This is a genomic window from Variovorax sp. GW821-FHT09B05 (genome assembly GCF_059418265.1).
This window is the reverse complement of record NZ_JBWKPN010000002.1, coordinates 189,132-215,197: the sequence shown is the minus strand read 5'-3', so window position 1 is coordinate 215,197 and position 26,066 is coordinate 189,132. Positions and strand designations below refer to the sequence as shown.

Sequence of the window (26,066 nt, the reverse complement as noted above, 5' to 3'; positions counted from 1 at the left end):
GAGAGATGCGGCTGCGATGGGTAACCCGCGATTTTAGGGTTTTCCACCCTTTCTGTCCCGTGAAAGCGGTGGCGCGGCTTCGGGATTAGGGGCATCGGCCCAGGGAAGGCACCGCTTCGCCCTGCCGGCATTGAAAGCCTAAGTCATTCAATTGCTTGCTTTTGTCAATCAATTGATGGATAGTCGCGCCATGCCGACCACCGAATCCCCTGCCGTTTCCGCTGTTCCTGTCGAAGCCGTCAAGGCGGTTCGCCGTTTCAACCGCTTCTTCACGCGCCAGGCCGGCGTGCTCGAGCCCTACCTCGGCGGCGCGCTGCCGCTGACCGAGGTGCGCGTGCTCTACGAACTCGCGCACCGCGACGCGCTGGTCGCGACCGATCTCGCGCGCGAACTGGGCCTGGACGGCGGCTACCTGAGCCGCATCCTCAAGCGCTTCGAGACCGAGGGCTGGATCGTGCGTTCGCCGAGCCCGCGCGATGCGCGCCAGAGCCTGCTGACCCTGACCGAGGCCGGCCATGCCGCCTTCGCGCCGCTGCAGCAGAAGTCGCGCGAGGAAGCCGCCGCCCTGCTCGCGCCGTTGCCGCCGCGCGAACGCGAACAGGTGGTCGAGGCCATGGGACGGATCGAGCGCCTGCTCGACCCCGCGGCACCGCGCGCACCCACGCGCACCGTGGTGCTGCGCGATCCCAAGCCCGGCGACATGGGCTGGGTGGTGCAGCGGCACGGCGAGCTCTATGCGCGCGAATACGGCTGGAACAGCGAGTTCGAGGCGCTGGTCGCGGAGATCGTGGCGCAGTACCTCCGCAAGTTCCAGCCCGAATGGGAAAAGGGCTGGATCGCCGAGCTCGACGGCGAGCGCGTGGGCGCGATCTTCGTGGTTCGCAAGTCGGCCACCACCGCGCAGCTTCGGCTGCTGTTGCTCACGCCCGCCGCGCGCGGCCTGGGCCTGGGCAGCCGGCTCACCGACGAGTGCATCGCCTTCGCGCGCGCCAAGGGCTATCGCAAGATGGTGCTGTGGACCAACAGCTGCCTCACGGCCGCGCGTGCGATCTACGCCAAGCGCGGCTTCGAACTCGAGAAGACCGAAGCCTACGAGGGCTTCGGCCAGCAACTGGTCGGCGAAACCTGGTCGCTGAAGCTCTGATCCTGCCTTGCTCCTTCCCCCTCTGGGGGAAGGTCGGGATGGGGGCACCGGGCGTTTCCACCGCCGCGGCGCCTTGCGAGCGCCCGTGCCCCCACCCCTGCCCTCCCCCAACGGGGGAGGGAGAAAGACTCACTGCATGTACCAGCCGTGGCTCACCACCAGCGACTGGCCGGTGAGCGCGTTGGTCGGGAAGGCCGCGAACAGCAGCGCCACGCGCGCCACGTCGTCGGTGGTGGTGAATTCGCCATCCACCGTTTCCTTGAGCATCACGTTCTTGATAACTTCCTGCTCACTGATGCCTAGGGTCTTGGCCTGCTCGGGGATCTGCTTCTCGACCAGCGGCGTGCGCACGAAGCCCGGGCAGATCACGTTGGCGCGCACGCCGTGTTTGGCGCCTTCCTTGGCCACCGTCTTCGCGAGGCCGATCAGGCCGTGCTTGGCCGTCACGTAGGGGGCCTTGAGCAGCGAGGCTTCCTTCGAGTGCACCGAGCCCATGTAGATCACGCTGCCGCCACGGCCCTGCGCATACATGTGCTTGAGGCAGGCCTTGGTCGTGAGGAAGGCGCCGTCGAGGTGGATCGCGAGCATCTTCTTCCAGTCGGCGAAGCTGAACTCCTCGACCGGATGCACGATCTGGATGCCGGCGTTGCTCACCAGGATGTCGATGCCGCCGAAGGCCTTGGCGGCCTCTTCGACCGAGGCGTCGACCTGCGCCTCGTTGGTCACGTCGACCGCCACGCCGATGGCCTGCGCGCCCGTGGCCTTGAGTTCGGCCGCGGTGGCGTCCGCCGCTTCCTTGTTGAGGTCGGCGATGACGATCTTCGCGCCTTCCTGCGCGAAGAGGATCGCGATCTCCTTGCCGATGCCGCTGGCCGAGCCGGTGATGTAAGCGACCTTGTCCTTGAGTTGCATGGTGGTTCCTTGGGTTAGGGTTGCGAAGAAGACGAAGAAGAGGAAGCAGCGAGGTAGTCGAGCTCGACCGTGCCGAGCGCGAGCGTCATGTCGGCGATGTAGTGCACGGCCGATTCGACCTTGCGCACCGGCAGCTCGGCCACCGGGGCGAGCGCATGCGGATGCAGCTCGAGCGAGGCCGGGCCGGTCCACGCGCCGTGCAGCGTGACGTCGACCATGTGGTAGCGCACCAGCTCGCAGATGCGCGGCGTGCCATCCACGTGCGGAATGATCTTGAGCAGGAAGTTGGGCTGCGCGATGCCTGCAAGGATCGGGCCGGGCTCGAGCGCGCGGTGCTTGAAGCCCATGGTGGCCTTGGCCACGCGCAGCTTGCCGTAGTCGAGGGTGCCGACGATGGTGTCGGTCTCGTAGTCGAACTGCGGCGAGGCCAGCTTCTTCGGAAAGCCCCAGAGCTCGCGCCCGCCCGCGATCGGCGGATGGTCGTTCAGGTACATCGCATGCACGTAGGCGCCCTGCTCGAGGCCGCGCGCGGTGCGCAGCTGCACCGGGATGACCTGGCCCGACTCGGTGTAGTCGCCGAAGCCGGTGGAGTCGGGCATGCGGATGAACTCGTACTTGACGAGCGGCTCGACCACCTCGAGCGGCTCGGGCACCACGGCGCGCAATGCGTCGAGGTCGGTGCGGTAGGTGATCACCATGAACTCGCGCCGCATGAAGCGGTACGGTCCGGGTGGAAAGGCGGGGCTGGTCAGCGGCATGGCGAAAGCCTGGCGCCGCACGTCTTCAATGTTCACGACATTCCTCCTTTGAAGCATCTTGAATCCGGCAACCAGTCTCGTGCCGGTTTCTTAGCCGGGGCTGAATCGTGAGGGCGATTCTTCTCGTCAGCGTGACAGACCGGGCCGCTTCACGCGACCGCTGCCGCCCTCGCCGAGGTCGAAGGTGGTGACGCCGTTGACCGCGGCGTCGCTGCGCAAGGTCTCGGGATGCGCGAGCACGCGGCGCATGTCGCGCGCGCCCGACTCCCAGTGCTCCTCGACCGCCGCGCGCGAGAACTCGTAGTCCTTCGATTCGAGCTCGTAGGGCTTGTCGCGGTAGATCAGGTGGAAGATGTCGATCGGGTGGTGCGTGAGCTCGGCCTGCACCGCCTCGACCGCAGGGTCGCGGCGCAGGTGCGGCGGCAGCTTCTCGATCAGGTCGGCGATCGCCTGCTGCAGGTTCATGTTGGCCGCGAGCGCGTCGGTGTTCATGCGGGTGCGGCTCGAATAGGTGATGTCCTTCTGCCGCTCCATCACGCCCGACAGCGTGTGCGGCATCTCGCCGCGCGCATTGAACAGGTCGACCTGCAGCACCACCAGCGGCTCGCTGCGCGGATGCAGATCGAGCACGTACTGCAGCGGCGTGTTCGAGACGATGCCGCCGTCCCAATAGTCGTCGCCGTCGATGTGCACCGGCGCGAAGCCCGGCGGCAGCGCGCCGCTGGCCATGATGTGCTCGGGGCCGATGCGCTGGCGCGTGTTGTCGAAGTACACCGAGTTGCCGGTGCGCACGTTGACCGCGCCCACGCTGAAGCGCGCCTCGCAGTGGTTGATGCGGTCGAAGTCGACCAGGCGCTCGAGCGTGGCCTTCAGCGGCGAGGTGTCGTAGTAGCTCAGGAGCGGCGCCGCGCCGCCGAGCAGCAGGGCCGGCGAATAGCGCGGCTCGAAGAAGCCGGGAATGCCCACCAGCGAGGCCATGGTCGCGCTCCACTGGTTCTGCGTGCTGCGGTCGCCGAACCACGACGGCAGCCGCTGCGAGGGCCCCGAGGACACGAGATGCCAGAACTCGCGCAGCCGGTCGACGCGATGCTCGGGCGCATTGCCCGCGATCAGCGCGGCATTGATCGCGCCGATCGACACGCCCGCGATCCAGTGCGGCTGCAGTTCGGTCTCGCTGAGCGCCGCGTAGACCCCGGCCTGGTAGGCACCGAGCGCGCCGCCGCCCTGCAGCACCAGCGCCTTGCGCGCGGAGCGCATGTCCTCGCGCCGCGCCGCGAAGGCTTCGAGCTTGCGCGCCGCGGAAGCGGCCTGGCTCTTGCGGCGGGCGGGGGGAGACGGGGAACGGGAGGGAGTCGAGACAGAGGAGGAACGGGGCTTCTTCGGGGACGTCGTCATGCGGCCATTTGACATCAGCCCCGTGACCCCCGACTGACCAGGGGGCACTCGAAGCCGCGTTCAGCGGACCTGTTTCACATCTTCGGCAGCAATTGCCCGCGGATCTCGCCGCCCGGATTCGCGGCCGTGTGGACGTTGGCGTACCACTTGCCCGCGCTGAGGTCGGCCGCCTGCGCCGGCGTGAGCGTGGCCTCGCCCTCGATCGGGCTGGCCGCGTTCGAAAACGGCAGCACCACGCCGGCATTGGCGCCGGCCGGTGCCGGGCCATGGAAGTGGGCCGCGGTGGCCGGACCGCTGAGGCCCGTGTAGGTGATCTTGTACTTGAGGACGTTGGTGTCGCGGTTGAGCCAGGCCTCGGCCATGCCGCTGCCGCGCGTCATGTTCGGTGGCACCTCGCTGGCCGCGTTCATGGTGCCGCTGAAGCTCGCGACATTGGCCTTGGACATCATGCCGCAGCCGGCCAGCGCCGCGCTGGCCGCGCCGGCGACGAGGGCGGCGCGCAAAAGGGTGCCGTATCGGTTCATGGGAAGTCTCCTGATCGTGAATGAATGCAGACCAGCATAGGCAGGGCATTCGCAATCCCTTGTCGGCCACCACCCCGAATTCGCCGTGCGCACGGCGCCGGCCTCGCCATTGAAAGCCGATTGAAAGAAGACAATGCCGCGATGATTTCCGCCACCGAATCTTCTTCGTCTTCCACCCTGCCCTCGGCGCACGATGTGGTGCAGTTCTGGCGCGAGGCCGGCCCCAAGCGCTGGTTCGCCAAGAACGAGGCCTTCGATGCCGAGTTCGCCCATCGCTTCGTCGAGGTCCACCATGCCGCCGCGCGCGGCGAACTCGATGCCTGGATGAACGATGCCGAAGGCACGCTCGCGCTGCTGGTGCTGCTCGACCAGTTGCCGCGCAACACCTGGCGCGACAACGCCCACATGCTGGCCACCGACGGCAAGGCGCTGGCCGTCGCGCACCATGCGGTCGACGCCGGCTTCGACCGCCAGCTCGAGGAGGTGCTGCGACCTTTCTTCTACATGCCCTTCATGCATTCCGAAGTGCTGGCCGAGCAGGAACGCTCGGTCGTGCACTGCAGCGCGCTCGATGCCAACACCCAGCGCTTCGCGGTGCTGCACCGGGACATCGTGGCGCGCTTCGGCCGCTTTCCGCACCGCAACCGGATGCTGGGCCGCGCGAGCACGCCCGAGGAGGAGAAATTTCTCGCCGAGGGCGGCTTCAAGGGCTGAGCGCGCTCAGAGATCGCCGCCCGAGCGCGTGCGCGCCGGCACGTGGTCGTCCTTGCCGGCGCCGATGCCGACGTCGGAGTGCTTGAGCGAGCCGTAGCTGCGCGCATAGACCCAGGTGAACTCGGCGCCCAGCAGGAAGATCTGCGCCGAGTAGTAGACCCACACCAGCACCACCACCAGCGAGCCCGCGGCGCCGTAGCCCGAGGCCACGCTGCTCTTGCCGATGTACAGGCCGATCAGGTGCTTGCCGATGGTGAACAGCAGCGCCGTCACCGCCGCGCCCACCCACACGTCGCGCCACTGCACCTTCGCGCGCGGCATGATCTTGTAGATCATCGCGAAGATCACGGTGACCATGCCGAAGCTGAAGCCGAAGTTGACCCACTGGGCCAGCGTCTCCCAGGCGCCGAACATCGGCGACCACCACTTGCCGAGCGCGGCCAGCGCGGCGCTCGCCACCAGCGACACCATCAGCAGGAAGCCGATGCCCATCACCATGCTGAAGGACAGCAGGCGCACGCGCAGCAGGTTGAAGATGCCGCTGCTCTTGGCGCGCGCGGGGGCGCGCCAGATGCGGTCGAGCGCGTCCTGCAGTTCGCCGAACACGGTGGTGGCGCCGACCACCAGCAGCGCGATGCCGATCAGCGTGGCGACGATGCCCTCGCGCGGCTTGTTGACCGCCTGCAGCATGCTCTGCACCGCGGCCGCGCCCTGCTCGCCCATCAGTCCCGAGAGCTGCGCGAGGATCTCGCCGCGCGCGGCCTCCTGCCCGAACACCAGCCCGGCGACGGCGATCACGATCAGCAGCAGCGGCGCGATCGAGAACACGGTGTAGTAGGCGAGCGCGGCGCCCATGCTCGGGGCGTAGTCGTTCGACCAGGAGGCCACGGCGCGGCGGCAGAGATCGAAGAGGGGTCGCAAATACATGGCGGAAAGTCTCCTGTCGGTGGCGGCACCGTCCTGTCGGAGCGGCACCCGGCATCTTGCCGTCTGCCTACGATAATCGCTGAAACATGCAACCGTCTCCCCCAGCCTCCGGCGCGGCGGCGCCGTCCGCGCCCTCACACCCGCAGTCGCCGCGCGACCTCTTCGTGTCCTTCACCTTCCTGGCGCTGCAGGGCTTCGGCGGCGTGCTGGCGATCGTGCAGCGCGAGATGGTCGAGAAGAAGAAGTGGCTCACGCCCGAGCAGTTCCTCGAGGACTGGGCCGTGGCCCAGGTGATGCCGGGGCCCAACGTGATCAACCTCGCGCTGATGATCGGCGACCGCTACTTCGGGCTGCGCGGCGCGCTCGCCGCGGTGGCCGGCATGCTCACGGTGCCGCTGTTCGTGATCCTCGCGCTCGCGGTGCTCTACGCGCACTACGCGGGCAACCCGCAGGTCGCGGGCGCGCTGCGCGGCATGGGCGCGGTGTCGGGCGGGCTGATCGCGGCCACCGGCATCAAGCTGATCCCGCAACTGCGCAAGCATCCGCTGGGCTTCGCCACCTGCCTGGCGTTCGTGGCGCTGGTGTTCGGCGCCATCGCCTGGGCGCGCATCCCGCTGGGCTGGGTGCTGCTGGTGCTCGGCGGCGTGGCCTGCGGCTGGACCTGGAAGAAGATCGCGCCATGAGCGCCGCGCCGGGCCGCCCCAAGCAAGCTCGCACCGCAGTGCGACGCACGGAGGTACTTCAATGACCATCGTCATGCACTGGCACGACTGGCTCGCGCTGTTCGGCCAATACATGCTGCTGTCGATGCTCTCGATCAGCGGCGCCATCACCACCGTGCCCGACATGCATCGCTACCTGGTGGCGCAGCATGGCTGGCTCACCGATGCGCAGTTCACCTCCTCGGTGGCCATCGCGCAGGCCGCGCCCGGGCCCAACGTGCTGTTCGTCGGCCTGATGGGCTGGAACGTGGGCCTCAACGCGGGCGGCGGCATCGGCGCCGGGCCCTCGGCCTGGCTGCTCGGCCTGTTCGGGCTGGCCGTGACCATGGTCGGCATCATGCTGCCGAGCACCACCCTCACCTACTTCGCCACCCGCTGGGGTCATCGCAACCGCAGCCGGCGCGGCGTGCGCGCCTTCAAGCAGGGCATGGCGCCCGTGGTGGTGGGCCTGTTGATCGCCACCGGCTGGGTGCTGGCCGCCGGCAACCACGTGGGCAACGCACCGGCCTGGCACCTGTGGCTCCTGACCGGCGTGGCCGCGCTCGTCGTCTGGCGCACGCGCATCCATCTGCTGTGGCTGCTGGGCGCCGGCGCGGCGCTCGGCGCCATCGGTTTCGTCTGACCTTCGCCCCTTCCTCCTCCCTCTTCTTCCTTCCTCAGGAGCTTTCCCATGTCGCAACTTCGCCCCCTCGGCCGCTCCGGCCTCCAGGTGTCCCCGCTCGCCTTCGGCGGCAACGTGTTCGGCTGGACCGTCGACGAGGCCGCCTCGTTCAAGCTGCTCGATGCCTGGCTCGACGCCGGCTTCAACTTCGTCGACACCGCCGACGTCTACTCGTACTGGGTGCCGGGCCACAGCGGCGGCGAGTCCGAGACCATCATCGGCAAGTGGCTCAAGCAGAGCGGCAAGCGCAGCCGCGTGGTGCTGGCCACCAAGCTCGGCAAGTCGATGGGCGAAGGCAAGGTCGGGCTCTCGCCGGCCTACATCCGCGAGGCGGTCGAGGCTTCGCTCAAGCGCCTGCAGACCGACTACATCGACCTCTACCAGTCGCACGACGACGACGCCAACACGCCGCTCGAGGACACGCTGGGCGCCTTCGACGACCTCGTGAAGGCCGGCAAGGTGCGCGCCATCGGCGCCTCGAACTTCACCGCGCCACGGCTGGCCGAGGCGCTCGACGTCTCCGAGCGCCTGGGCATCGCGCGCTACGAGAGCCTGCAGCCGCTGTACAACCTCTACGACCGCGCCGTGTTCGAGGACGACCTCGAGCCGCTGTGCCTGAAGCGCGAGGTCGGCGTGATCAACTTCTATGCGCTGGCCGCCGGCTTCCTCACCGGCAAGTACCGCACCGAGGCCGACGCGGCCAAGAGCGCGCGCGGCGCGAGCACCACCAAGAAGTACCTCAACCCGCGCGGGCTGCGCATCCTCGAGGCGCTCGACAAGGTGGCCCAGCAGTACAACGCGAAGCCGGGCCAGGTCGCGATCGCCTGGCAGATCGCGCGGCCCTCGGTGACCGCGCCGATCGCGAGCGCGACATCGATCGCCCAGCTCGACGAACTGGTGACCGCCACCCAGCTCAAGCTCGACGCGGGCACGATCGCGATGCTCGACCGCGCGAGCGAGGAAGAAGGCAAGGCAGCCTGAGGACCGGGTCGTGAGCGATTTCGAAGCCATCGCGGCGCCTTCGCTCGAGCACTTCGCCGACCTGCGCGTGGAGGTCGGCGAACCCCAGGTGCTGGGCCAGGGGCCGGGCGGCCTGCGCCGGGTGGTGACGATCACCGGCGGCCAGGCGCAGGGCCATGGCTGGACCGCGCGCGTGCTGCCGGGCGGCAGCGATTTCCAGCTGATCGTGGGCGAGACCCTCTCGGTGCTCGATGCGCGCTATGGCCTCGAGACCGATGCGGGCGACCTCGTCTACGTGCAGAACCACGCGATCCGCAGCGCCTCGCGCGAGACCATGGCGCGGCTGCTGCGCGGCGAGCCGGTCGATCCGGCGCAGGTGTATTTCCGCTGCACGCCGCATTTCGAGACCGCCTCGCCCGCGCTGGCCTGGATCGCCGAACGGCTGTTCCTCGGCGCCGGGGTGCGCCGGCCGGCCCAGGTGGTGATGCGCTTCTGGGCCGTGAACTGAGGATCAGCCGTCGACCGGCTCGGCGGGCGTGGCCAGGATGCGCTGGTAGAAGGCCACGTCGAGCCAGCGGCCGAACTTGAAGCCCGCCTGCCGCACCGTGCCCGCGTGCTCGAAGCCCAGGCGCTCGTGCAGCGCGATGCTGCCGGCATTCTGGGCGTCGATCGCGCCGACCAGCACGTGCACCTCGCGCGCCTGCGCCTCGGCCACGATCGCCTCGAGCAGCGTGCGGCCCAGGCCCTTGCCGCGGTCGGCCGCATCGACGTACACCGAGTGCTCGACCGTGTACTTGTAGGCCGGGAAGGCGCGGAACGTGCCGTAGCTCGCGAAGCCCATGAGCCGGCCGTCATCGTCCACCGCGCCGATCACCGGGAAGCCGTTGGCGCGCTTGGTGGCGAACCAGCCGGCCATCTGCTCGGGCGTGCGCGGCTTGTAGTCGTAGAGCGCGGTCGAGGTGACGATGGCGTCGTTGAGGATCGCGAGGATGGTGCCGGCGTGGGCTTCCTCGGTGCAGGGGATCAGGCGCATGGGGCTCCTTTGCAGCATTGCGCGGTTGTTCACTATAGGAGAATAATAGTCTCTTATGAGAAACGACGCATCCCCCTCGGACCTTGAGACCGGCGAGCCCATCGACGCGCTGATCGCTCGGCGGCTCTCGGCGCTGCGGCAGGCGCAGGGCCTGAGCCTCGCGGAACTGGCCGAGCGCTCGGGCGTGAGCAAGGCGATGATCTCCAAGGTCGAGCGCGCGCAGAGCAGCCCCACGGCCGTGCTGCTGGGGCGGCTGGCCGCGGGGCTGGGCGTGCCGCTGGCGCAGTTGCTGACGCAGGACGACGAAGGCCGGGACACACAGCGCCTGCGCCCCCGCGCCGCGCAGGCGGTGTGGCGCGATCCGGGCGCGGGCTATCTGCGGCGGCAGGTGCTAGAGCGCGGCACAGCTGGCGGCATCGAGCTGGTCGAGGTCGAGCTGCCGCGCGCGGCGCAGGTCGCCTATCCGCGCTGGAGCGGCAAGCCATACCGGCAATGCCTGTGGCTGCTCGAAGGCGAACTGCAGGTCGACTACGGCGAGGAGCGCTTCCGGCTTGCACCGGGCGACTGCCTGGATTTCGGGGTCGACCGGGCGCTGGTGTTCCAGGCGCTCGGCGATGGCGGCTGCCGCTACCTGCTGGTGGCCGACCAGGACCTGCGTCCGCGGTAGGCCCGCTCCCACAGCCGCAGGCGGCACCGGCCGGTGCGGGCGACGAGCATGCTCCAGATACTGCGAGACATCACAGCTTCGGAGGAACACGCATGTCGTTCGCGCTCTACATGATCGGTTTTCTGATTTTCATGGCCGGCCTGATCTGGGGCGCCTCGGTGGCCGGCGTGCCCACGCTCTACATCGGCATCGGCTCGCTGATCCTGCTGGGCATCGGCATCTTCAGCGCCGTGGGCCGCACCCGCGGCAAGGATCCGTCGCAGTGAGGCCGCGGCGCGGCGCTCAGGCGCCGCGCTGGCGCATCGCCTCGTAGAGGCACACGCCGCTGGCGACCGAGACGTTGAGGCTCTCGACCGCGCCCGCCATCGGGATGCTGACCAGCTCGTCGCAGGTCTTGCGCGTGAGCTGGCGCATGCCCTCGCCCTCGGCACCGAGCACCAGCGCCAGCGGGCGCTTGAAGTCGCTCTGGTAGATGGTGCCGGGCGCGTCGTCGCTGGTACCCACGCACCAGATGCTGCGCTCCTTGAGCTCGTTGAGCGTGCGCGCGAGGTTGGTCACCATGAAATAGGGCACCGTCTCGGCCGCGCCGCTGGCCACCTTGGCCACGGTGGCATTGATGCCGGCCGCATGGTCCTTGGGCGCGATCACCGCATGGGCCCCGGCGCCGTCGGCCACGCGCAGGCAGGCGCCGAGGTTGTGCGGATCGGTCACGCCGTCGAGCACGAGCAAGAGCGGCACGGTGCCCGCCTCCTCCAGGCCCTCGAGCAGTTCGTCGAGCGAATGGATCTGAGCGGCCGGCTCCACGCGCGCCACCACGCCCTGGTGGCCGTGGCTGCCGCTGAGCTTGGCGAGCCGCGCGCCGTCGGCCTCGACCAGCCGCACGCCGGCATCCTGGGCCCGCGCCATGAACTGTTTCATGCGCGCATCGCGCCGGCTGGCGTCGAACAGCACCTCGAGCACGGACTTGGGCGCGGTCTTGATACGCACGCCCACGGCATGGAAGCCGAAGATCACTTTGGGAGAAGACATGCGGCGATTATCGAGGGAGCCCGCCCTCGCCCGCTCTCAGCCCAGCGGGAGGCCGCCGCGCGCCTGCGCCAGCTCGTCATGCAGCGTCTGCACCGCGAGCGCGCGCGGATGCACCCGCTGCAGGTTGCCCACGCTCTCGAGGTACTCGCAGGCCGCGAAGCGGTCGGCCATCTGCTCGTAGCGCGCCACCCAGGCCTCGCGCTGCGCGAGCCGCTCGGGCGCCACGGGCCAGACGCCGGGACGCGGCCGCAGCGGATCGCCGATGCCGATGCGCCAGGGCTTGGCGCTCACGCGCGCGCGAAAGCAGTTCTGGTTGCGACACATGCGCGCGTAGACCTTGTCGGCGCCCAGCGTCTGGAAGACGTCGGCGACCGCGGCATCGGACGGCGCGAAGACGTCGTGCATGGCAAGCGCGCGCAGTCCCGCGGGCGTGCGGTAGAGCCGCAGGTGCCAGTCGGGATGCTGGTGGATGAAGCGCTCAATGCGCGCGCGCACCGCCGCCAGCGGATCGCCCTGGGGTTCGGCCAGGCGCAGGCCCTCCGTGCGCGCGCGCCAGAAGCCGAAGCCCGCCACCAGGATGGCAGCCACCACGGCCAGCGGCCACGACTTGGTGGCATAGCCCGCGACCAGCGCGCCGATGAGCGCCGCGCCGATGACGGTGAGCCCGCGCGCATTGCCGCGTTGGGCGTCCTCGAAGTCCACGTCGACGAACAGCACGTCGGGTGTGTTGAGGCAGCGCGCGCCATAGCCGTTGCGCGTGACGATGTCCTCGCCGTGGCGCTCGACGATCTCCTCGCGGATCGGCATGCCGTCGGCGCCGTTGTAGGCCACCTTGCGTTCGCGGCGCTCGAGCTTCTCGCCGCCGGCGATGCGCTCGAAGGCCTCGCGCGTGCGCTGGTCGGCATGGGCTTGCGCGGCCACCGGGCTGTCGTCGGACCAGCCGAAGCGGCGCACCGTGATCTGGCGGCCGTCGATGCGTTGCTGGAGGCGGCCTTCGGCCCAGAACTGGGGAACGATCATCGGGCTCAGGCGCTGACGAAGAAGAACACCGCGGCCGCCACGGCGACCACCAGCACGATCGCCAGCCACTTGGCGCCGCCGCCCGAAGGTACGCGACCCGGCTCGGCCATCGGATCGAAGGCGCCGTGCGGAGCCGACTGGCCGCGCTCGCCATGCATGTGCTCATCAACCAGCTTCAGCGATTCGGCCAGGCCGAGGCCGGTGGCCTCGCGCACGATCTTCACCGCCTCGACCTTGCGGCCCTGCGCCAGCGCCGCGATCGCCTCGGCCGGCAGGCCCTGCGCGCCGCCGCTCAGCAGCCGGTTCCATTCGTCGGTCTGGCGCGCGGGTTCGCCCTCGACCGCGTTGGCGTGCCGCTCGACCAGTTCCTTGGACTCCTTGAGGCCGAGGCCGGTGCGGTCGCGCACGATCTTGATGGCCTCGATCAGGTTGCCGCGCTGCAGCGCGAGTCGGGCATCGGGGGGTAGCTCGTCCTGCATCTTGAATCTCCTCCTGCAGGACCGGTTGTACCCGAAGCCCTCAGGTCGTCGCGTCGGCGTTCTTCTCGTTGAGGATCACGCGCCCGGCCTCGATCATGATGCGGCGCTCGCACTGGGCCGCGATGCCGCGGTCGTGGGTCACCAGCACGAGCGTGGTGCCGAGCTCGCGGTTGAGGTCGAACATCAGCCGCATCACCTGCTCGCCGGTGGCGAAGTCGAGGCTGCCCGTGGGTTCATCGGCCAGCAGCAAGGCGGGCTGTACCACGAAGGCCCGCGCCAGCGCCACGCGCTGCTGCTCGCCGCCCGACAGCACCTTGGGATAGTGGTTGAGCCGCTGGCCCAGGCCGACGCGGCCCAGCATTTCGGTCGCGGCCTTGCGGGCATCCTTGCGGTTGGCCAGTTCCAGCGGCAGCATCACGTTCTCGAGGGCGCTGAGGTTGCCCAGCAGCTGGAAGCTCTGGAACACGAAGCCCACGCGCTGCGCGCGCAAGGCGGCCCGGTCGTCCTCGTCGATGGCGAAGATGTCGTCGCCGGCCAGCTTCACCGTGCCGCGCGTGGGCGTGTCGAGCCCGGCGACGATCGACAGCAAGGTGCTCTTGCCCGACCCCGAGGCACCCACGATGGCCGCGGTTTCCCGTGCCCCGAGGGTGAAATCGATGTCCTGCAGAATGTCCAGGGTACCGGTCGAGTCGGTGACGGACTTGAACACATGCTCGACGGTGACAATCGCTGGGGACGGGGGTTGGGACATGGAAAGGCTTTGGTTTTGAATCGACGTGACTTTATCTTGACCACTGCCGCGCTCGGCAGTTCCGGGGCATGGCGTGGGGCGATGGCGCAGAACGCCGCCGCGCGCAAGCCGGTGATCCTGGTGCTCGGCGATTCGCTGAGCGCCGAGTACGGCCTCAAGCGCGGCGAAGGCTGGGTGCCGCTGCTCGAGAAGCGGCTCGCGCAGCAGAAGGTCGACGCCACCGTGGTCAACGCCAGCATCAGCGGCGACACCAGCTCGGGCGGACGCGCGCGATTCGCGGCACTGCTGGCGCAACACAAGCCCAGCCACGTGGTGCTCGAGCTCGGCGCCAACGACGCGCTGCGCGGCCTGCCGCTCACGGACACCGAGGCCAACCTGCTGCAGATCACGCAGTCCGCGCAGGCCGCGGGCGCCAAGGTGCTGATCGTGGGCATCCAGGTGCCGCCCAACTATGGCGGCGACTACACGCGGCGCTTCGAGGCGGTGTTCGCCAAGGTGGCGTCCACCACCAAGTCCGCGCTGGTGCCCTTCCTGCTCAAGGGCGTGGCCGACGCGCCGAACGCGATGTCGCTGTTCCAGGCCGACCGCATCCATCCGACCGCGGCGGCGCAGCCGCAACTGCTCGACAACGTCTGGCCCGAACTGCGCAAGCTGCTCGCCGCCAAGTAGGACCGAAGGGCCGGGCCTCCACCGATCGCGCGCCAACAAAAAGCCGCTGCGGGACCGACAGGCCCCCAGCGGCTTCGTCATTCAGAACGGAAAGAATCCGGACGGTGCAGCGTTCAACCGTTCTTGGTCGGCAGTTCGGGAACGGTCGGCGGATCGCGTTCGAGCGAGGCCACGTCGTCTTCCGGATCGCCCGGCGCGAGGCCGTCGCTGCTCGGGGAAAGCTTGCGGTTCGCCTTTTCGCGGAGCTTTTCTTCCTTCTTCTTCTTGCGAGCCAGCTCTTTCTGCCGCTTCTCGTAACCGTAATTCGGTGTTGCCACTGATCTCTCCTTCAGGCGAAGCAGTCGAACGACTGCGCGTCGGGGTACTGTAAGCGATAACCGGAGCGCCTCCTGCGAAGGCCGGTCAGGCCATCCGCGCGAGCGCCTGCTGCAGGTCCGCGCGCAGGTCGTCCACGTCCTCCAGGCCGATCGAGAAGCGCACCAGCGTGCCCTTGTAGGGCCAGGGCGCCACGCCGGGGTCGCGCACCAGGCCGATGTCGTAGGGCACCACCAGGCTGATCGGCCCGCCCCACGAGTAGCCGAGGCGGAACAGCTGCAGGCTGTCGCAGAAGCGGTCGACCTGCTCGGTGCCGTAGCGCTCGTCGAAGACGATCGAGAACAGGCCCGCCGCGAGGTCGGTCTCGCCGCACAGCGCGCGCCAGTGGCGGTGGCCGGGCGAGCTCTCGATCGCCGGATGCAACACCTGCGCGACCTCGTCGCGGTCGGTGAGCCAGCGCGCGAGCTCGCGCGCCGCGCGGTCGTGCGCCGCGTAGCGCAGCCCGATGCTCGGCAGCGAGCGCAGCAGCGTCTCGACATCGCCCACGCCGACGCCGAAGCCGATGCGCATGTGGGTGAGCTTGAGCGCGCGATGCAGCCGCTCGTCGCGCGTGACCACGCTGCCCATGAGCACGTCGCCGCCACCGCTCGGGTACTTGGTAAGCGCATGCACCGAGATGTCGACACCCTGCCCGCTGCCGTTGAAGTCGAAGGGCGCGAAGGCCAGGCCCGCACCCCAGGTGTTGTCGAGCGCGCTGAGCACGCCGCGCGCGCGGCAGGCGGCCGCGAGCGCGGGCAGGTCCGGGAACTCCATCGTCACCGAGCCCGCGGCCTCGAGCCACACCAGCCTCGTGCGCGGCGAGATCTTCGCCGCGAGGTCCTCGGGGTTCATGGCGTCGTACAGGCGGTACGCGATGCCGAAGTTGGCGAGTTCGCCGGTGGCCAGCGCCTTGTTGGGGCCATAGGCGTTGTCGGGGATCAGCACCTCGTCGCCGGTCTTGAGGAAGGCGAAGGCCACGAGCGAGATCGCCGCCAGGCCGCTGGGCACCAGCAGGCATTCGGTGCCGCCCTCGAGGGTGGCCAGGCGCTCCTCGAGCGTGAAGGTGGTGGGCGTGCCATGCAGGCCGTAGGTGTAGCCGGCCTTGGTCTTCCAGTCGCGCGCGCGCATCGCGGCCACGTCGGCGAAGAACACCGTCGAGGCCTTGTAGACGCCGGGCTGGGGCGCGTCGAAGGTGGCGGGCGGCACGTAGGGGTGATGGATCAGGGTCGTGGAAGGCTTGCTCATGCGCTGGATGCTAGCGCGCCCCCGCGGGCCGGGTTTTTGTGCGCTTTTATAAAAACAGTTCTTGTGTTTAAATCAAGTGTATGAAATCGAACCCACCCTCCCCGGCGGCCTCCTATGCGCTCGCGGACCTGTGCGTGCTGGCCGACCTGCCGCCGCGCACGGTGCGCTACTACGTGCAGATCGGCATCGTCGACCGGCCCGAGGGCGAGACCCGCGCGGCGCGCTATGGCGCGCGTCACCTCGAGCAGCTGCTGCTGATCAGGAAGTGGACGGCGGCCGGCGTCTCGCTCGAGCGCATCCGCGAGCTGCTGCAGGGCCAGGAGGCGCCGGTGCCGGCGCGCCCGCGCATGGCCGGCTCGGTGGAGGTGCGCAGCCACCTGACGGTGGCTGACGGCGTCGAGGTGGTGATCGAACCCGGCCGGGCCGGGCTGTCGCCGGAGCAGGTGCGCGGTTTCATCCAGGGCGTGATGGCGGCCTTCGCCGCGGCTTGCGCCCCCTCCCCCGTCGACGGCCCCGCCGCCGACGTTCCGAAGAAGAACTGACGACACAGGAAAGGGCAATCCCATGAGCTATCAGGAACACGCACGCATGACGACCGCGAACGGCGACAGCATGCTGCTCGAGGGCGTGAAGGCCAGCGGCGACCTGCGCGGCGTGCTGCTCGAGATGACGGTCGAGCAGCGCTTCCGCAACCCGAGCGCCTCGAACGTCGAGGTGGTCTACGGCTTTCCGCTGCCGTGGGGCGCGGTGCTGCTGGGCGTCGACGTGAAGCTCGGCGCGCGGCGTCTGTGCGGCACGGTGGTCGAGAAGGCCGAGGCCGAGGCCGCCTACGAAGGCGCTTTGGCCGAAGGCCACGCGGCCATCATGCTGGAGAAGAACCACGACCGCAGCTACACGCTGAACCTCGGCAACCTCGCGGCGCAGGAGGCCTGCGTGGTCACCCTGCGCTATGCGCAGACGCTGGCCTTCGAGCAGCAGGGCCTGCGCCTGCTGATCCCGACGGTGATCGCGCCACGCTACGGCGACCCGGTCGCCGACGGCGGGCTGCAGCCGCACCAGGCGCCCGTGCACAGCCCGGTGGCGGCCTACCCCTTCGACATCGAACTGCGCCTGCATGGCGAACTGGCACGAGCACGCGTGGCCTCGCCCAGCCATCCGGTGGGCGTGGCGATGCGGCCCGCCAGCGGGCTGCTGCAGGTGTCGCTGGCGCGCCGCGGCGCGCTCGACCGCGACTTCGTGCTGGTCATCGACCAATTGGCGCAGGCCTCGATGGCCGTGGCGGCGCCCGATGGCGTCGCGCCCGGCGGCATCGTCGCGCTCGCGAGCTTCTGCCCGCGGGTGCCGGCGCGCGGCCCCGCCACCACCGACGTGCAGCTGCTCGTCGACTGCTCGGGCTCGATGGCCGGCGACAGCATCGATGCCGCCCGGCGCGCGCTGCAATCGATCGTTTCGCAGATGGGCGCGGGCGACCGCTTCTCGCTCTCGCGCTTCGGCAGCACGGTCGAGCATCGCTCGCGCGGCCTGTGGCAGCTCACCGAGGTCACGCGCCTGGCCGCGCAGCGCTGGATCGGTGCGCTGCAGGCCGACCTGGGCGGCACCGAGATGGAAAGCGCGCTGGCCTCGACCTTCGCGCTGGGCACCGGCGCGTCGAGCGACGTGCTGGTGGTCACCGACGGCGAGATCAGCGCCATCGACGCGACCGTCGAATCGGCCCGCGCCTCGGGGCATCGCGTGTTCGTGGTCGGTATCGGCAGCAGCCCGGCCGAGAGCCACCTGCGGCGCCTGGCCGAGGCCACGGGCGGGGCCTGCGACTTCGTCGCGCCCGGCGAGGCGGTCGAGCCGGCCGTGCTGCGCATGTTCGCGCGGCTGCGCTCGCCGCGGCTCGATGCGCTGCGCGTCGAATGGCCGGGCGACGCGCGGCCGCGATGGACGTCGGCGCTGCCGGTCTCGGTGTTCGGCTCCGACACGGTGAACGTGTTCGCGCTGTTCGACGCGGTGCCCGTGGGCGAGGTGCGGCTGCTCGGCGTGCGCGCGGAGGGCGACGCGGCCGAGGAAGCGATCGGCAGCGCGCGCGTGAATGCCGTGGCCGAGCCGATCGACGCGCTCGGCCGGATCGCCGCGCACGCGCGGGTGGCCGAACTCGGCGCGGAGGACGTGGCGGAAGCCCGCCGCATCGCCGTGGCCCACCAGCTCGTGACCGACCTCACCAACTACCTGCTCGTGGTCGAACGCGCCGAGGGCGAGCGCGCGACCGACCTGCCCGAGCTGCGCAAGGTCGCGCAGATGGTGCCGGCCGGCTGGGGCGGCACCGGCTCCGTGCAGTTCGACGCCATGCTCGCTGCACCGGCGTCGGCGCCGATGCTGATGCGCACGCGCGGCCTGCCGGTGGCGGCAGCCGGCGGCGGCGCGCCCCGGCACCTCATGAAGATGCAGGCGAACTCGGCGTCCGAGGCCGCGGCGATGGCCCCCGCGGGCACGCCGCGCGCACTCGGCGCCTGGCTGCGCAAGGCACCGGCCAGCGCCTGGCCGACCACCTATGCCGCGCTGGCGGCCCAGGGCATTCCGCAGGAAGTGGTCGACTGGCTCGAGCTGGTGATGGCGGCGCTGGACGGCACGCAGCGCCCGGAGGCGACCGTGGTGGCCTCGTTCCTCCACCTGCTGGCCAACGTGCTGGTCTTCGAGCAGTCCGGCCAGCCCGAAGGCGTGCTGCGCGGCACCGCCAATGCCGTGCGCCGCCTGCGCGAGGCCTTCGGCCGCGGGCCGGCCGGCATCGCGCCCGATGTCGACATGCGCTTCGTCGAACAGTTGGCGGCGCAACTGGCCGGCATGGCGCCCGAGCGCTGGCCCGACCCGGTCTACGCGCTGCACGCGGATGCCCAGGCCTGAGATGCGGCAACTGACGCGCGCGCCCGTGCCGCACCTGCGGCCCTTCGTGCGGCAGGTCTGGGCCTGGGCACCCGGCGCCGAGGGCACTGGGGCCGAACGCCCCGGCGCGCGCGAGCATGTGCTGCCCACGGGCGGCATGCACCTGGTGTTCCGGCTCTCGGGGCCGCCGCTCAAGCTGTTCGGCCACGCGGCCGACACCGAGGGCCGGACCTACGGCCATGCGATCGTCGGCGGCGCGCGCAGCAGCTTCTACCTGCGCGACGTCTCGGTGGCCACGCGCTCGGTCGGCGCCCAGCTGCAGCCCGGCGCGGCGCGCGCGCTGCTGGGCGCGCCCGAGGACGCGTTGTCGGGCCAGCACACGCCGCTCGACGCGCTCTGGGGCGCGCGCGAGGCGGCGGATGCGCTCGAGCGGCTGCATGCCGAGGCCGACCTGGCGCGGCAGCTCGCGCTGTTCGAAGCGATGCTGTCGGCGCGGCTGGCGCTCGCGCTGCGCGCCGGCCTGCGCGGGCTGCATCCGGCGATCGCGGCGGCGCTCGGGCCGCTCGCGGGCGAGAACCCGGCCATCGGCGCGCTGGTGGCCGACAGCGGCTACAGCCACCGGCGCTTCATCGCGCTGTTCCGCGGCGCCATCGGGCTCACGCCGAAGGAGTACGCGCGCGTGATGCGCTTCGACCGCGCGCTGGCGCTGGCGGCCGATCCGGCGCGGCCCTGGGCCGAGATCGCGTTCGAGGCCGGCTATGCCGACCAGGCGCACCTGAGCCGCGAGTTCTCGGCGCTCGCGGGCATGGCGCCCCAGGCCTGGCGGCGCACGGGCGCCACGTCGCCGCGCCACGTGGCGGTGCCCGCGAACGCCGCCCCCGGTCAAATTCGTTCAAGACGGCCGCGCTGAAGCCTTCCAGAATCGGCGCCGACACGCGATTTCTTCAACGAACCACGACGAGAGGCACCCCATGGCGATCCACGAGCTCTTCCCCTACATCTGCGTCCACGATGCCAAGGCCGCGGTCGACTTCTACTGCGAGGTGTTCCAGGTCAAGGAGATCTTCCGGCTGGTCGAGCCCAGCGGCCGCATCGGCCATGTCGAGCTCGACTTCCACAACGGCGCGATCCTGATGATCTCGGACGAGTACCCCGAGTACGGCATCCCGAGCGCGAAGACGCTGGGCGGCAGCGCGGTCACCCTGCACCTGCACGTGGACGATGCCGACGCGGTGGTCGAGCGCGCGGTGGCGGCCGGCGCCACGCTCGAGATGCCGACCGAGGACCGCTTCTACGGCGAGCGCTCGGGCGTGTTCCGCGATCCCTTCGGCCACCGCTGGAACGTGGGCCACAGCATCGAGAAGCTGTCGCCCGAGGAGATGCAGCGTCGCTACACGGCGATGTTCGAGAACGGCAGCGGCGCCTGCTGACGCACCATGAAAAACGCCCCGGCAAGCCGGGGCGTCGAGGTCGAGCGGACGCGTCTGGAGACGGGCCTCAGACCGACCACTTCTCGATCAGCTTCTCGGGCCGCAGCGAGTCGTAGCCCTCGAAGGGCTGGTGGATCCACGGATTGGTCTGCAGGAACTCCACCGAGTAGTCGGGCGTGAAGGTCGACAGCGCCTTGGTCCACAGCACCGCGCTGCGCAGCTCGGTGATCGGCGCGTAGTTGTTGCGCAGCATGTTGATCACCGCATGCAGCGTGTGGCCCGAGTCGGCCAGGTCGTCGACCAGAAGCACCTTGCCGGCGATCTCGCCCTTGGGCGTGGTGATGTAGCGCGCGATGTCGAGATGGCCCTGGATAGTGCCGGCATCAGCCCGGTAGGAGCTGGTCGACATGATCGCCAGCGGCTTGTCGAAGATGCGCGACAGCACGTCGCCCGGGCGCATGCCGCCACGGGCCAGGCACAGGATGGTGTCGAACTCCCAACCCGACTGGTGCACCTTGATCGCGAGCTTCTCGATCAGGTTGTGGTACTCGTCGTAGCTCACGTAGAGGTGCTTGCCGTCTTCGGTCAACATGGGGGATGGGCTCCTGGATGAATAGCGGATGTCGCCCGGGTCAGCGGGCGCAGGGGGCTTCTTTTTGGGGTTGTCGTCGAGCCGGGAAATCAGTCGGCCAGATAGGGGTGGCGCATCATGATCGTGTGATCGCGGTCGGGGCTGGTCGACACCATGTGGATCGGCACGCCGGTGACCTGCTCGATGCGCTGCAGGTACAGGCGCGCGTTGACCGGCAGCTTGTCGTACTGCGTCACGCCGACCGTGCTTTCGCTCCAGCCTTCGAGGGTTTCGTAGATCGGGGTGCAGCGCTCGATCTCGTCGGCGCCCATCGGCAGGATGTCGGTGGTCTCGCCATCGAGCTCGTAGCCGGTGCACAGCTCGAGCTTCTCCAGGCCGTCGAGCACGTCGAGCTTGGTGATGCACAGGCCCGACAGGCCGTTGACCTGCGCCGAGCGCTTGAGCAGCGCGGCATCGAACCAGCCGCAACGGCGGCTGCGGCCGGTGGTCACGCCCTTTTCGGCGCCCACGGTGCTCATGTGATAGCCGGGGGTACCGGGCGTGGCCCAGTCTAGTTCGGTCGGGAACGGACCGCCGCCCACGCGCGTGCAGTAGGCCTTGGTGATGCCGAGGATGTAGTGCAGCATGCCCGGGCCCACGCCCGAACCGGCGGCGGCGTTGCCGGCCACGCAGTTGCTCGAGGTGACGTAGGGGTAGGTGCCGTGGTCGACGTCGAGCAACGTGCCCTGCGCGCCTTCGAACAGCAGGTTGGCGCCGTCGCGGTGGGCGTCGTTCAGTTCGCGCGACACGTCGGCCATCATCGGCTTGAGCAGCGCGGCGTGGCGCATGGCTTCGTCGAACACGGTGTCGAAGTCGATCGCGGTCGAGCCCAGCACCTCGGTCAGCACGTGGTTGTGCAGGTCGAGCAGCACGCGCAGCTTGGCCGCGAAGCGCTCGGGGTGCTTGAGGTCCTGCACGCGCAGCGCGCGGCGCGCGATCTTGTCTTCGTAGGCCGGGCCGATGCCGCGGCCGGTGGTGCCGATCTTCTCGACGCCGCCCTTTTCGCGGTAGGCCTCGCGCGCGATGTCCAGCGCCGAGTGAAACGGCAGGATCAGCGGGCAGGCCTCGCTGATGCGCAGGCGCGAACGCACTTCCACGCCGGCCTTCTCGAGCCCTTCGATCTCCTCGAACAGCTTGGCCGCCGACAGCACCACGCCGTTGCCGATGTAGCACTTCACGCCGGGACGCATGATGCCGCTGGGGATCAGGTGCAGCGCGGTCTTCACGCCGTTGATCACGAGCGTGTGGCCCGCGTTGTGGCCGCCCTGGAAGCGGACCACGCCCTGGGCGCTCTCGGTCAGCCAGTCGACCAGCTTGCCTTTGCCCTCGTCGCCCCATTGGGTACCGACGACGACCACGTTTCTTCCGGTGGTTACGCTCATGCTCGTTCCATTGCTAAAAATTCAGATCGTTCGGACTTGCCACTGGCCGGCCTGCTCGACGAGCTCGCGGTCGCAGTGGAACTCATCGATTTCGCTGCCATGGCCCGGCAGCACGCACACCACGGTTTCGCCGGCCTTGCGCAGCCCGGCGATGGCCTGACGCAGGCCGGTTTCGTCGCTCCAGGGCGCGCGGATCGCCGCGCGCAACGGACGCTTCGGCAGCACGCCGACCAGCTCGCGCACGTCGAGGCTGAAGCCGACCGCCGGACGGTTGCGGCCGAACACGGCGCCCACCTCGTCGTAGCGGCCGCCGCGCACCAGCGAATCGGCCGCGCCCGGCACGTAGATGCCGAAGCGCATGCCGCTGTAGTAGGCATAGCCGCGCAGGTCGGCCAGGTCGAAGCTGATCTTGCGCCCCGCCACGCCCTCGAGGCCGGCGGCCAGCAGCTTCAGGTCGGACAGTGCCGCGCGCACCGCTGGCGTGCTCTGCAGCGCCTGGGCGGCCTCGTCGAGCACGGCGGCGTCGCCGTAGAGCTGGATCAGGGCCAGCAGGCCTTCGCGCGAAGCCGCGGGGAAATCGCGCGTCAGCGCGCGCAGTTCGCTCGCGTCCTTGGCGGCCAGCGCCGCGTGCACGCGCGCCAGCACGGCCGCATCGACCGGCACGCCGGCGAACAGCGCGCGCACGATGCGGGCATCGGCGAGGTCGACGATCACGCCCTCGCGCAGGCCGGCCGCATCGAGGCAGTCGAGCGCGAGCAGCAGGATTTCGGTGTCGGCCTCGAGGCCGGCGTGGCCGTAGATCTCGGCGCCGAACTGCAGCGGCTCGCGCGTGGCGTGCGGCCGGTCGGGACGGGTGTGGAGCACCGGTCCGCAGTAGCACAGCCGTGCCACGCCATCGCGGTTGAGCAGGTGGGCATCGATGCGCGCGACCTGCGGCGTGGTGTCGGCCCGCAGACCCATCGAGCGGCCCGAGAGCTGGTCGACCAGCTTGAAGGTCTGCAGGTCGAGCGCCTCGCCGGTGCCCGAGAGCAGCGACTCCAGATGCTCGAGCAGCGGCGGCATCACCAGCTCGTAGCCGTAGCTGCGGGCGGTGTCGAGCAACTGGCGGCGAAGTTCTTCGATGTGGCGCGCCTCGGAGGGCAGCACATCGGCAATGTGATCCGGGAGGACCCAGGCGGACATGGGGATCGGGGGCGTGGTTAAACCGGAATTCTACCGGCAGCCGAAAATCGCCCCGGCGGTGCCCGCTCGAAGCGGGCGGCGAGGCGGTCGAAAAGCGGCGCTGCCGGCCTCAGGCCAGCAGCCAGAGCAGGCACAGCCCGAGCACGATGCAGCACAGGCCGAAGAAGCGCAGCTGCCCGTCGCGCAGCTGCATCAGCTGGCCGAAGCCGCGGCGCCAGCCGCCGGGCGACACGAAGGGCAGGATGCCCTCGATCACCAGCACCAGCGCCAGCGCGCTCCAGAAGGTGTCGGAACTCACGTTCCCGAAACTGCTGCGAACGCAGGCGTCAACGGCGCGGCGCGCCGGCCGACGAACCCGCGCCCTGCATCGCGCGGAAGAAGTCCGACGAGGGATCGACCACCATCACGTCGCTCTTCTTGTTGAAGCTCTGCTTGTAGGCCTCGAGGCTGCGATAGAACTGCGCGAACTGCGGATCGCGGCCGAAGGACTCGCTGTAGACCGAAGCGGCCTGGGCATCGCCCTCGCCCTTGATCTTCTGCGCGTCGCGGTAGGCGTTGGCAACGATCACTTCGCGCTGGCGGTCGGCATCGGCGCGGATCTTCTCGCCTTCGGCCGTGCCGGTGGAACGCAGCTCGTTGGCCACGCGCTTGCGCTCGGCTTCCATGCGGCGGTAGACCGATTCGGTGATGGCTTCCACGTAGTCGACGCGCGTGATGCGCACGTCCACCACGTCCACGCCCCAGGGCTTGGCGCCCTTCACCACGGTCAGCACTTCGCGCTGCACGTCGGCCATCAGGGCCTCGCGGCGCACCGAGATCAGGTCGCGCACGGTGCGCTTGTTGATGTTTTCCTGGAACGCGTTGCGCACCACGCGGTTGAGCTGCATGGCACCGGCGTTTTCGTCGAGGCCGACGTTGCGGATGTAGGCCTGCGGGTCGGTGATGCGCCAGCGCACGTACCAGTCGATCACCACGCGCTGCTTCTCGGCCGTGAGCATGGGCTCGGTGTCGAGGCTCGACAGCGTGAGCAGCCGCTTGTCGATGTACGACACGTTCTGGAACGGCGGCGGCAGCTTGAAGTTGAGGCCGGGCTCGGTGATGACCTGCTTGATCTGGCCCAGGGCGTAGACCACGCCGAACTGGCGCTGGTCGACCACGAAGAGGGTCGAGCTCAGCAGCACCAGCAGCACGAGGATCGACGAGGCGATGAATCCGATTCTGTTCATGTTCTTGTTGCCTTCCAGGTTCAACGCACGTCGCGGTCACGCGAGCGGCCGTCGCGGGCACGCATGTCGTTGGTCGGCGCGACCGGGATCACCGAGGACTGCACCGGCGCGGTGCCGGCGACGCTCGGGCTGGCGGCATCGACCGGGGTGGACTGGTTGCTGCCGGTCTGCTGGATCAGCTTGTCGAGCGGCAGGTACAGCAGGTTGGACCCCTGCTTGCTGTCGACCAGCACCTTGGTCGTGCTGGCGTAGATCTGCTGCATGGCGTCGATGTACATGCGGTCACGCGTGACCTGCGGCGCCTTCTGGTACTCGGTCAGCACCGAGGCGAAGCGGCCGGCGTCACCCTGGGCCTGGGCCACGATGCGCGCCTTGTAGGCTTCGGACTCTTCCTTCAGGCGCGAAGCGGTACCGGTGGCCAGCGGCACCACGTTGTTGGCATAGGCCTGCGCCTCGTTCTTGGCGCGCTCGCGTTCCTGGCCGGCCTTGAGCACGTCGTCGAAGGCAGCCTGCACCTGCTCGGGCGGACGCACGCCACCCTGCTGAAGGTTGATGCCGACCACTTCGACACCGACCTGGTAGCGGTCGAGGATGTTCTGCATCAGCTGGCGCACGCGCGGCGCGATCTGGTCGCGTTCCTCGGCGAGGGCCGCGTCCATCTTCATCTTGCCGACGACTTCGCGCACGGCGGTCTCGGCCACCTGCACCACCGTGTCGGCGGGCGTCTTGCTCTCGTAGAGCCAGGCGCGCGCATCGCTCAGGCGGTACTGCACGGCGAATTTGATCTCGACGATGTTCTCGTCCTCGGTCAGCATGGCCGATTCGCGCAGGCCGGTGGAACGCACGATGGCGTCGCGGCCCACGTCGGTCGAGCGGATCTGCGTGACGACCACGGTCTCGTGGCGCTGGATCGGGTACGGCAGGCGCCAGTTGAAGCCCGCGCCCACGGTGGTCTTGTAGCGGCCGAACTGGGTGATGACGGCCTGCTGGCCTTCGTTCACGATGAAGAAGCCGGTACCGAGCCAGATCAGCACGGCGACGATGGCCACCAGGCCGATGCCGAAGCCGGCGTTCTTCATGTCGGGTTTGTAGCCATTGCCGCCACCGTTGCCGCCGCTGGGACGGTTGTTGTTGCCTCGGCCACCGCCGAAGAAGCCGCCGAGCTTGCGGTTGAGATCGCGCCAGAGTTCATCGAGGTCCGGCGGCCCCTGGTTCGGGCCCTGGCCACGCGGGCGGTTGTTGTTGCCGTTGTTGCCCGAAGGCGGGGGCGTGGGGGCACCCGGAGGATCGGCGTCGGGAGGCCTGTTGCCCGAAGGGCGATCGCCATTGGAGGAGGACGAATCGTCGCCACGCCCCCATCGGCCATCGTTCAGGTTGAACATGCCC

The 26,066-nt window shown here is 69.5% G+C and carries 31 protein-coding genes; 13 read left to right on the top strand and 18 right to left on the bottom strand.

The genetic code is table 11. The features are described from left to right. Positions 1-190: 190 nt before the first annotated feature. The gene (locus AC07RM_RS05820; protein WP_495333699.1) at positions 191-1,144 is read left to right on the top strand and encodes a bifunctional helix-turn-helix transcriptional regulator/GNAT family N-acetyltransferase; all 954 of its coding nucleotides are present in this window, start codon (positions 191-193) and stop codon (positions 1,142-1,144) included. A 129-nt stretch (positions 1,145-1,273) separates the two neighbouring features. Here AC07RM_RS05820 and AC07RM_RS05815 read toward each other — a convergent pair whose 3' ends face one another. The 4 genes from AC07RM_RS05815 to AC07RM_RS05800 all read right to left on the bottom strand — a co-directional run bounded on the left by AC07RM_RS05815 (position 1,274) and on the right by AC07RM_RS05800 (position 4,733). Beyond that, positions 1,274-2,056, bottom strand: a complete 783-nt coding sequence (locus AC07RM_RS05815; RefSeq protein WP_209540707.1) for a 3-hydroxybutyrate dehydrogenase — start codon at positions 2,054-2,056, stop codon at positions 1,274-1,276. Positions 2,057-2,070: 14 nt separating this feature from the next. Next, positions 2,071-2,850 carry an acetoacetate decarboxylase gene (locus tag AC07RM_RS05810; RefSeq protein ID WP_093342574.1) on the bottom strand — a complete coding sequence of 260 codons (780 nt, stop codon included), beginning with the start codon at positions 2,848-2,850 and terminating at the stop codon, positions 2,071-2,073. A gap of 90 nt (positions 2,851-2,940) precedes the next feature. Then, positions 2,941-4,071: a patatin-like phospholipase family protein gene (locus AC07RM_RS05805; protein ID WP_177239304.1), complete on the bottom strand. Its 1,131-nt coding sequence runs from the start codon at positions 4,069-4,071 to the stop codon at positions 2,941-2,943. Positions 4,072-4,283: 212 nt separating this feature from the next. Then, on the bottom strand, positions 4,284-4,733 hold the full coding sequence (locus AC07RM_RS05800) for a CHRD domain-containing protein (protein ID WP_093342577.1): 450 nt from the start codon (positions 4,731-4,733) through the stop codon (positions 4,284-4,286). A 141-nt stretch (positions 4,734-4,874) separates the two neighbouring features. On the opposite strand from AC07RM_RS05800, the gene AC07RM_RS05795 reads away from it, so the two are divergent. Beyond that, entirely contained in the window at positions 4,875-5,447 is a 573-nt protein-coding gene (locus tag AC07RM_RS05795) for a DUF924 family protein (RefSeq protein WP_495333697.1), read from the top strand. Between the two features lie 6 nt (positions 5,448-5,453). Here the strand turns inward: AC07RM_RS05795 and AC07RM_RS05790 are convergent, their stop codons facing one another. Beyond that, complete coding sequence (locus AC07RM_RS05790) at positions 5,454-6,374, bottom strand: YihY/virulence factor BrkB family protein (protein ID WP_256222480.1); 921 nt, start codon at positions 6,372-6,374, stop codon at positions 5,454-5,456. Between the two features lie 86 nt (positions 6,375-6,460). Between AC07RM_RS05790 and AC07RM_RS05785 the strand changes: the two genes are divergently transcribed. From AC07RM_RS05785 to AC07RM_RS05770, 4 genes are all read left to right on the top strand, one after another. Then, entirely contained in the window at positions 6,461-7,057 is a 597-nt protein-coding gene (locus AC07RM_RS05785; protein ID WP_431512480.1) for a chromate transporter, read from the top strand. 61 nt (positions 7,058-7,118) lie between these two features. After that, positions 7,119-7,718 carry a chromate transporter gene (locus AC07RM_RS05780; protein WP_495333696.1) on the top strand — a complete coding sequence of 200 codons (600 nt, stop codon included), beginning with the start codon at positions 7,119-7,121 and terminating at the stop codon, positions 7,716-7,718. 48 nt (positions 7,719-7,766) lie between these two features. Continuing rightward, on the top strand, positions 7,767-8,738 hold the full coding sequence (locus AC07RM_RS05775) for an aldo/keto reductase (RefSeq protein WP_296792938.1): 972 nt from the start codon (positions 7,767-7,769) through the stop codon (positions 8,736-8,738). A gap of 10 nt (positions 8,739-8,748) precedes the next feature. Beyond that, entirely contained in the window at positions 8,749-9,225 is a 477-nt protein-coding gene (locus AC07RM_RS05770; protein ID WP_495333695.1) for a DUF3237 domain-containing protein, read from the top strand. A gap of 3 nt (positions 9,226-9,228) precedes the next feature. On the opposite strand, the gene AC07RM_RS05765 is transcribed toward AC07RM_RS05770, so the two are convergent. Continuing rightward, positions 9,229-9,750 (bottom strand): GNAT family N-acetyltransferase, encoded by a 522-nt coding sequence (locus AC07RM_RS05765; RefSeq protein ID WP_093342586.1) that lies wholly within the window; start codon positions 9,748-9,750, stop codon positions 9,229-9,231. 55 nt (positions 9,751-9,805) lie between these two features. On the opposite strand from AC07RM_RS05765, the gene AC07RM_RS05760 reads away from it, so the two are divergent. Further along, positions 9,806-10,417, top strand: a complete 612-nt coding sequence (locus tag AC07RM_RS05760) for a helix-turn-helix domain-containing protein (protein WP_495333694.1) — start codon at positions 9,806-9,808, stop codon at positions 10,415-10,417. Positions 10,418-10,509: 92 nt separating this feature from the next. Next, positions 10,510-10,683, top strand: a complete 174-nt coding sequence (locus AC07RM_RS05755; RefSeq protein WP_057594737.1) for a hypothetical protein — start codon at positions 10,510-10,512, stop codon at positions 10,681-10,683. Positions 10,684-10,699: 16 nt separating this feature from the next. On the opposite strand, the gene rlmB is transcribed toward AC07RM_RS05755, so the two are convergent. The 4 genes from rlmB to AC07RM_RS05735 are packed head-to-tail and all read right to left on the bottom strand — an operon-like array spanning position 10,700 to position 13,696. Further along, positions 10,700-11,446 carry a 23S rRNA (guanosine(2251)-2'-O)-methyltransferase RlmB gene (gene rlmB / locus AC07RM_RS05750; RefSeq protein ID WP_093342589.1) on the bottom strand — a complete coding sequence of 249 codons (747 nt, stop codon included), beginning with the start codon at positions 11,444-11,446 and terminating at the stop codon, positions 10,700-10,702. 36 nt (positions 11,447-11,482) lie between these two features. Next, a complete protein-coding gene (locus AC07RM_RS05745; RefSeq protein ID WP_495333693.1) occupies positions 11,483-12,466 on the bottom strand; it encodes a hypothetical protein in 984 nt (327 codons plus the stop codon). Positions 12,467-12,471: 5 nt separating this feature from the next. After that, positions 12,472-12,945, bottom strand: coding sequence for a ribosomal protein L7/L12 (locus tag AC07RM_RS05740; protein WP_495333691.1), 474 nt, complete (start codon positions 12,943-12,945; stop codon positions 12,472-12,474). A gap of 40 nt (positions 12,946-12,985) precedes the next feature. Continuing rightward, positions 12,986-13,696 (bottom strand): ABC transporter ATP-binding protein, encoded by a 711-nt coding sequence (locus tag AC07RM_RS05735; protein WP_495333689.1) that lies wholly within the window; start codon positions 13,694-13,696, stop codon positions 12,986-12,988. Between the two features lie 81 nt (positions 13,697-13,777). Here AC07RM_RS05735 and AC07RM_RS05730 point away from each other — a divergent pair, with 81 nt between their 5' ends. Next, on the top strand, positions 13,778-14,365 hold the full coding sequence (locus tag AC07RM_RS05730) for an arylesterase (protein WP_296792923.1): 588 nt from the start codon (positions 13,778-13,780) through the stop codon (positions 14,363-14,365). 113 nt (positions 14,366-14,478) lie between these two features. On the opposite strand, the gene AC07RM_RS05725 is transcribed toward AC07RM_RS05730, so the two are convergent. Beyond that, positions 14,479-14,682, bottom strand: a complete 204-nt coding sequence (locus AC07RM_RS05725) for a hypothetical protein (RefSeq protein ID WP_057594731.1) — start codon at positions 14,680-14,682, stop codon at positions 14,479-14,481. A gap of 85 nt (positions 14,683-14,767) precedes the next feature. Next, on the bottom strand, positions 14,768-15,964 hold the full coding sequence (locus tag AC07RM_RS05720) for a PLP-dependent transferase (protein WP_495333686.1): 1,197 nt from the start codon (positions 15,962-15,964) through the stop codon (positions 14,768-14,770). A gap of 80 nt (positions 15,965-16,044) precedes the next feature. Between AC07RM_RS05720 and AC07RM_RS05715 the strand changes: the two genes are divergently transcribed. From AC07RM_RS05715 to AC07RM_RS05700, 4 genes are all read left to right on the top strand, one after another. Then, positions 16,045-16,506, top strand: a complete 462-nt coding sequence (locus AC07RM_RS05715; protein ID WP_093342596.1) for a MerR family transcriptional regulator — start codon at positions 16,045-16,047, stop codon at positions 16,504-16,506. Positions 16,507-16,528: 22 nt separating this feature from the next. Further along, positions 16,529-18,850, top strand: a complete 2,322-nt coding sequence (locus tag AC07RM_RS05710) for a VIT domain-containing protein (protein WP_495333684.1) — start codon at positions 16,529-16,531, stop codon at positions 18,848-18,850. 1 nt (position 18,851) lies between these two features. Beyond that, entirely contained in the window at positions 18,852-19,739 is an 888-nt protein-coding gene (locus tag AC07RM_RS05705) for a helix-turn-helix domain-containing protein (RefSeq protein WP_495333682.1), read from the top strand. A 61-nt stretch (positions 19,740-19,800) separates the two neighbouring features. Further along, positions 19,801-20,259, top strand: a complete 459-nt coding sequence (locus AC07RM_RS05700; protein ID WP_495333680.1) for a VOC family protein — start codon at positions 19,801-19,803, stop codon at positions 20,257-20,259. Between the two features lie 67 nt (positions 20,260-20,326). On the opposite strand, the gene AC07RM_RS05695 is transcribed toward AC07RM_RS05700, so the two are convergent. The 6 genes from AC07RM_RS05695 to hflK form a co-directional block, all read right to left on the bottom strand. Continuing rightward, positions 20,327-20,851: a phosphoribosyltransferase gene (locus AC07RM_RS05695; RefSeq protein ID WP_057594725.1), complete on the bottom strand. Its 525-nt coding sequence runs from the start codon at positions 20,849-20,851 to the stop codon at positions 20,327-20,329. Between the two features lie 89 nt (positions 20,852-20,940). Then, positions 20,941-22,272, bottom strand: a complete 1,332-nt coding sequence (locus AC07RM_RS05690) for an adenylosuccinate synthase (RefSeq protein ID WP_093342602.1) — start codon at positions 22,270-22,272, stop codon at positions 20,941-20,943. Between the two features lie 21 nt (positions 22,273-22,293). Then, positions 22,294-23,454 carry an ATP phosphoribosyltransferase regulatory subunit gene (locus AC07RM_RS05685; RefSeq protein WP_495333678.1) on the bottom strand — a complete coding sequence of 387 codons (1,161 nt, stop codon included), beginning with the start codon at positions 23,452-23,454 and terminating at the stop codon, positions 22,294-22,296. A gap of 109 nt (positions 23,455-23,563) precedes the next feature. Further along, positions 23,564-23,752 carry a DUF2065 domain-containing protein gene (locus AC07RM_RS05680; protein WP_093342605.1) on the bottom strand — a complete coding sequence of 63 codons (189 nt, stop codon included), beginning with the start codon at positions 23,750-23,752 and terminating at the stop codon, positions 23,564-23,566. Positions 23,753-23,780: 28 nt separating this feature from the next. Then, positions 23,781-24,680 (bottom strand): protease modulator HflC, encoded by a 900-nt coding sequence (gene hflC, locus AC07RM_RS05675; protein WP_093343425.1) that lies wholly within the window; start codon positions 24,678-24,680, stop codon positions 23,781-23,783. Positions 24,681-24,700: 20 nt separating this feature from the next. After that, positions 24,701-26,062 carry an FtsH protease activity modulator HflK gene (gene hflK, locus AC07RM_RS05670; protein ID WP_093342607.1) on the bottom strand — a complete coding sequence of 454 codons (1,362 nt, stop codon included), beginning with the start codon at positions 26,060-26,062 and terminating at the stop codon, positions 24,701-24,703. Between the last annotated feature and the right edge of the window lie 4 nt (positions 26,063-26,066).

What these genes read in the sequence shown, in the direction of transcription:
- AC07RM_RS05820 (WP_495333699.1), top strand. Translation starts at nt 191, where the DNA reads ATGCCGACCACCGAATCCCCTGCCGTTTCCGCTGTTCCTGTCGAAGCC.
- AC07RM_RS05815 (WP_209540707.1), bottom strand. Translation starts at nt 2,056, where the DNA reads ATGCAACTCAAGGACAAGGTCGCTTACATCACCGGCTCGGCCAGCGGC.
- AC07RM_RS05805 (WP_177239304.1), bottom strand. Translation starts at nt 4,071, where the DNA reads ATGCGCTCCGCGCGCAAGGCGCTGGTGCTGCAGGGCGGCGGCGCGCTC.
- AC07RM_RS05800 (WP_093342577.1), bottom strand. Translation starts at nt 4,733, where the DNA reads ATGAACCGATACGGCACCCTTTTGCGCGCCGCCCTCGTCGCCGGCGCG.
- AC07RM_RS05795 (WP_495333697.1), top strand. Translation starts at nt 4,875, where the DNA reads ATGATTTCCGCCACCGAATCTTCTTCGTCTTCCACCCTGCCCTCGGCG.
- AC07RM_RS05790 (WP_256222480.1), bottom strand. Translation starts at nt 6,374, where the DNA reads ATGTATTTGCGACCCCTCTTCGATCTCTGCCGCCGCGCCGTGGCCTCC.
- AC07RM_RS05785 (WP_431512480.1), top strand. Translation starts at nt 6,461, where the DNA reads ATGCAACCGTCTCCCCCAGCCTCCGGCGCGGCGGCGCCGTCCGCGCCC.
- AC07RM_RS05780 (WP_495333696.1), top strand. Translation starts at nt 7,119, where the DNA reads ATGACCATCGTCATGCACTGGCACGACTGGCTCGCGCTGTTCGGCCAA.
- AC07RM_RS05775 (WP_296792938.1), top strand. Translation starts at nt 7,767, where the DNA reads ATGTCGCAACTTCGCCCCCTCGGCCGCTCCGGCCTCCAGGTGTCCCCG.
- AC07RM_RS05765 (WP_093342586.1), bottom strand. Translation starts at nt 9,750, where the DNA reads ATGCGCCTGATCCCCTGCACCGAGGAAGCCCACGCCGGCACCATCCTC.
- AC07RM_RS05760 (WP_495333694.1), top strand. Translation starts at nt 9,806, where the DNA reads ATGAGAAACGACGCATCCCCCTCGGACCTTGAGACCGGCGAGCCCATC.
- AC07RM_RS05755 (WP_057594737.1), top strand. Translation starts at nt 10,510, where the DNA reads ATGTCGTTCGCGCTCTACATGATCGGTTTTCTGATTTTCATGGCCGGC.
- rlmB (WP_093342589.1), bottom strand. Translation starts at nt 11,446, where the DNA reads ATGTCTTCTCCCAAAGTGATCTTCGGCTTCCATGCCGTGGGCGTGCGT.
- AC07RM_RS05745 (WP_495333693.1), bottom strand. Translation starts at nt 12,466, where the DNA reads ATGATCGTTCCCCAGTTCTGGGCCGAAGGCCGCCTCCAGCAACGCATC.
- AC07RM_RS05740 (WP_495333691.1), bottom strand. Translation starts at nt 12,945, where the DNA reads ATGCAGGACGAGCTACCCCCCGATGCCCGACTCGCGCTGCAGCGCGGC.
- AC07RM_RS05735 (WP_495333689.1), bottom strand. Translation starts at nt 13,696, where the DNA reads ATGTCCCAACCCCCGTCCCCAGCGATTGTCACCGTCGAGCATGTGTTC.
- AC07RM_RS05730 (WP_296792923.1), top strand. Translation starts at nt 13,778, where the DNA reads ATGGCGCAGAACGCCGCCGCGCGCAAGCCGGTGATCCTGGTGCTCGGC.
- AC07RM_RS05720 (WP_495333686.1), bottom strand. Translation starts at nt 15,964, where the DNA reads ATGAGCAAGCCTTCCACGACCCTGATCCATCACCCCTACGTGCCGCCC.
- AC07RM_RS05715 (WP_093342596.1), top strand. Translation starts at nt 16,045, where the DNA reads ATGAAATCGAACCCACCCTCCCCGGCGGCCTCCTATGCGCTCGCGGAC.
- AC07RM_RS05710 (WP_495333684.1), top strand. Translation starts at nt 16,529, where the DNA reads ATGAGCTATCAGGAACACGCACGCATGACGACCGCGAACGGCGACAGC.
- AC07RM_RS05705 (WP_495333682.1), top strand. Translation starts at nt 18,852, where the DNA reads ATGCGGCAACTGACGCGCGCGCCCGTGCCGCACCTGCGGCCCTTCGTG.
- AC07RM_RS05700 (WP_495333680.1), top strand. Translation starts at nt 19,801, where the DNA reads ATGGCGATCCACGAGCTCTTCCCCTACATCTGCGTCCACGATGCCAAG.
- AC07RM_RS05695 (WP_057594725.1), bottom strand. Translation starts at nt 20,851, where the DNA reads ATGTTGACCGAAGACGGCAAGCACCTCTACGTGAGCTACGACGAGTAC.
- AC07RM_RS05690 (WP_093342602.1), bottom strand. Translation starts at nt 22,272, where the DNA reads ATGAGCGTAACCACCGGAAGAAACGTGGTCGTCGTCGGTACCCAATGG.
- AC07RM_RS05685 (WP_495333678.1), bottom strand. Translation starts at nt 23,454, where the DNA reads ATGTCCGCCTGGGTCCTCCCGGATCACATTGCCGATGTGCTGCCCTCC.
- hflC (WP_093343425.1), bottom strand. Translation starts at nt 24,680, where the DNA reads ATGAACAGAATCGGATTCATCGCCTCGTCGATCCTCGTGCTGCTGGTG.
- hflK (WP_093342607.1), bottom strand. Translation starts at nt 26,062, where the DNA reads ATGTTCAACCTGAACGATGGCCGATGGGGGCGTGGCGACGATTCGTCC.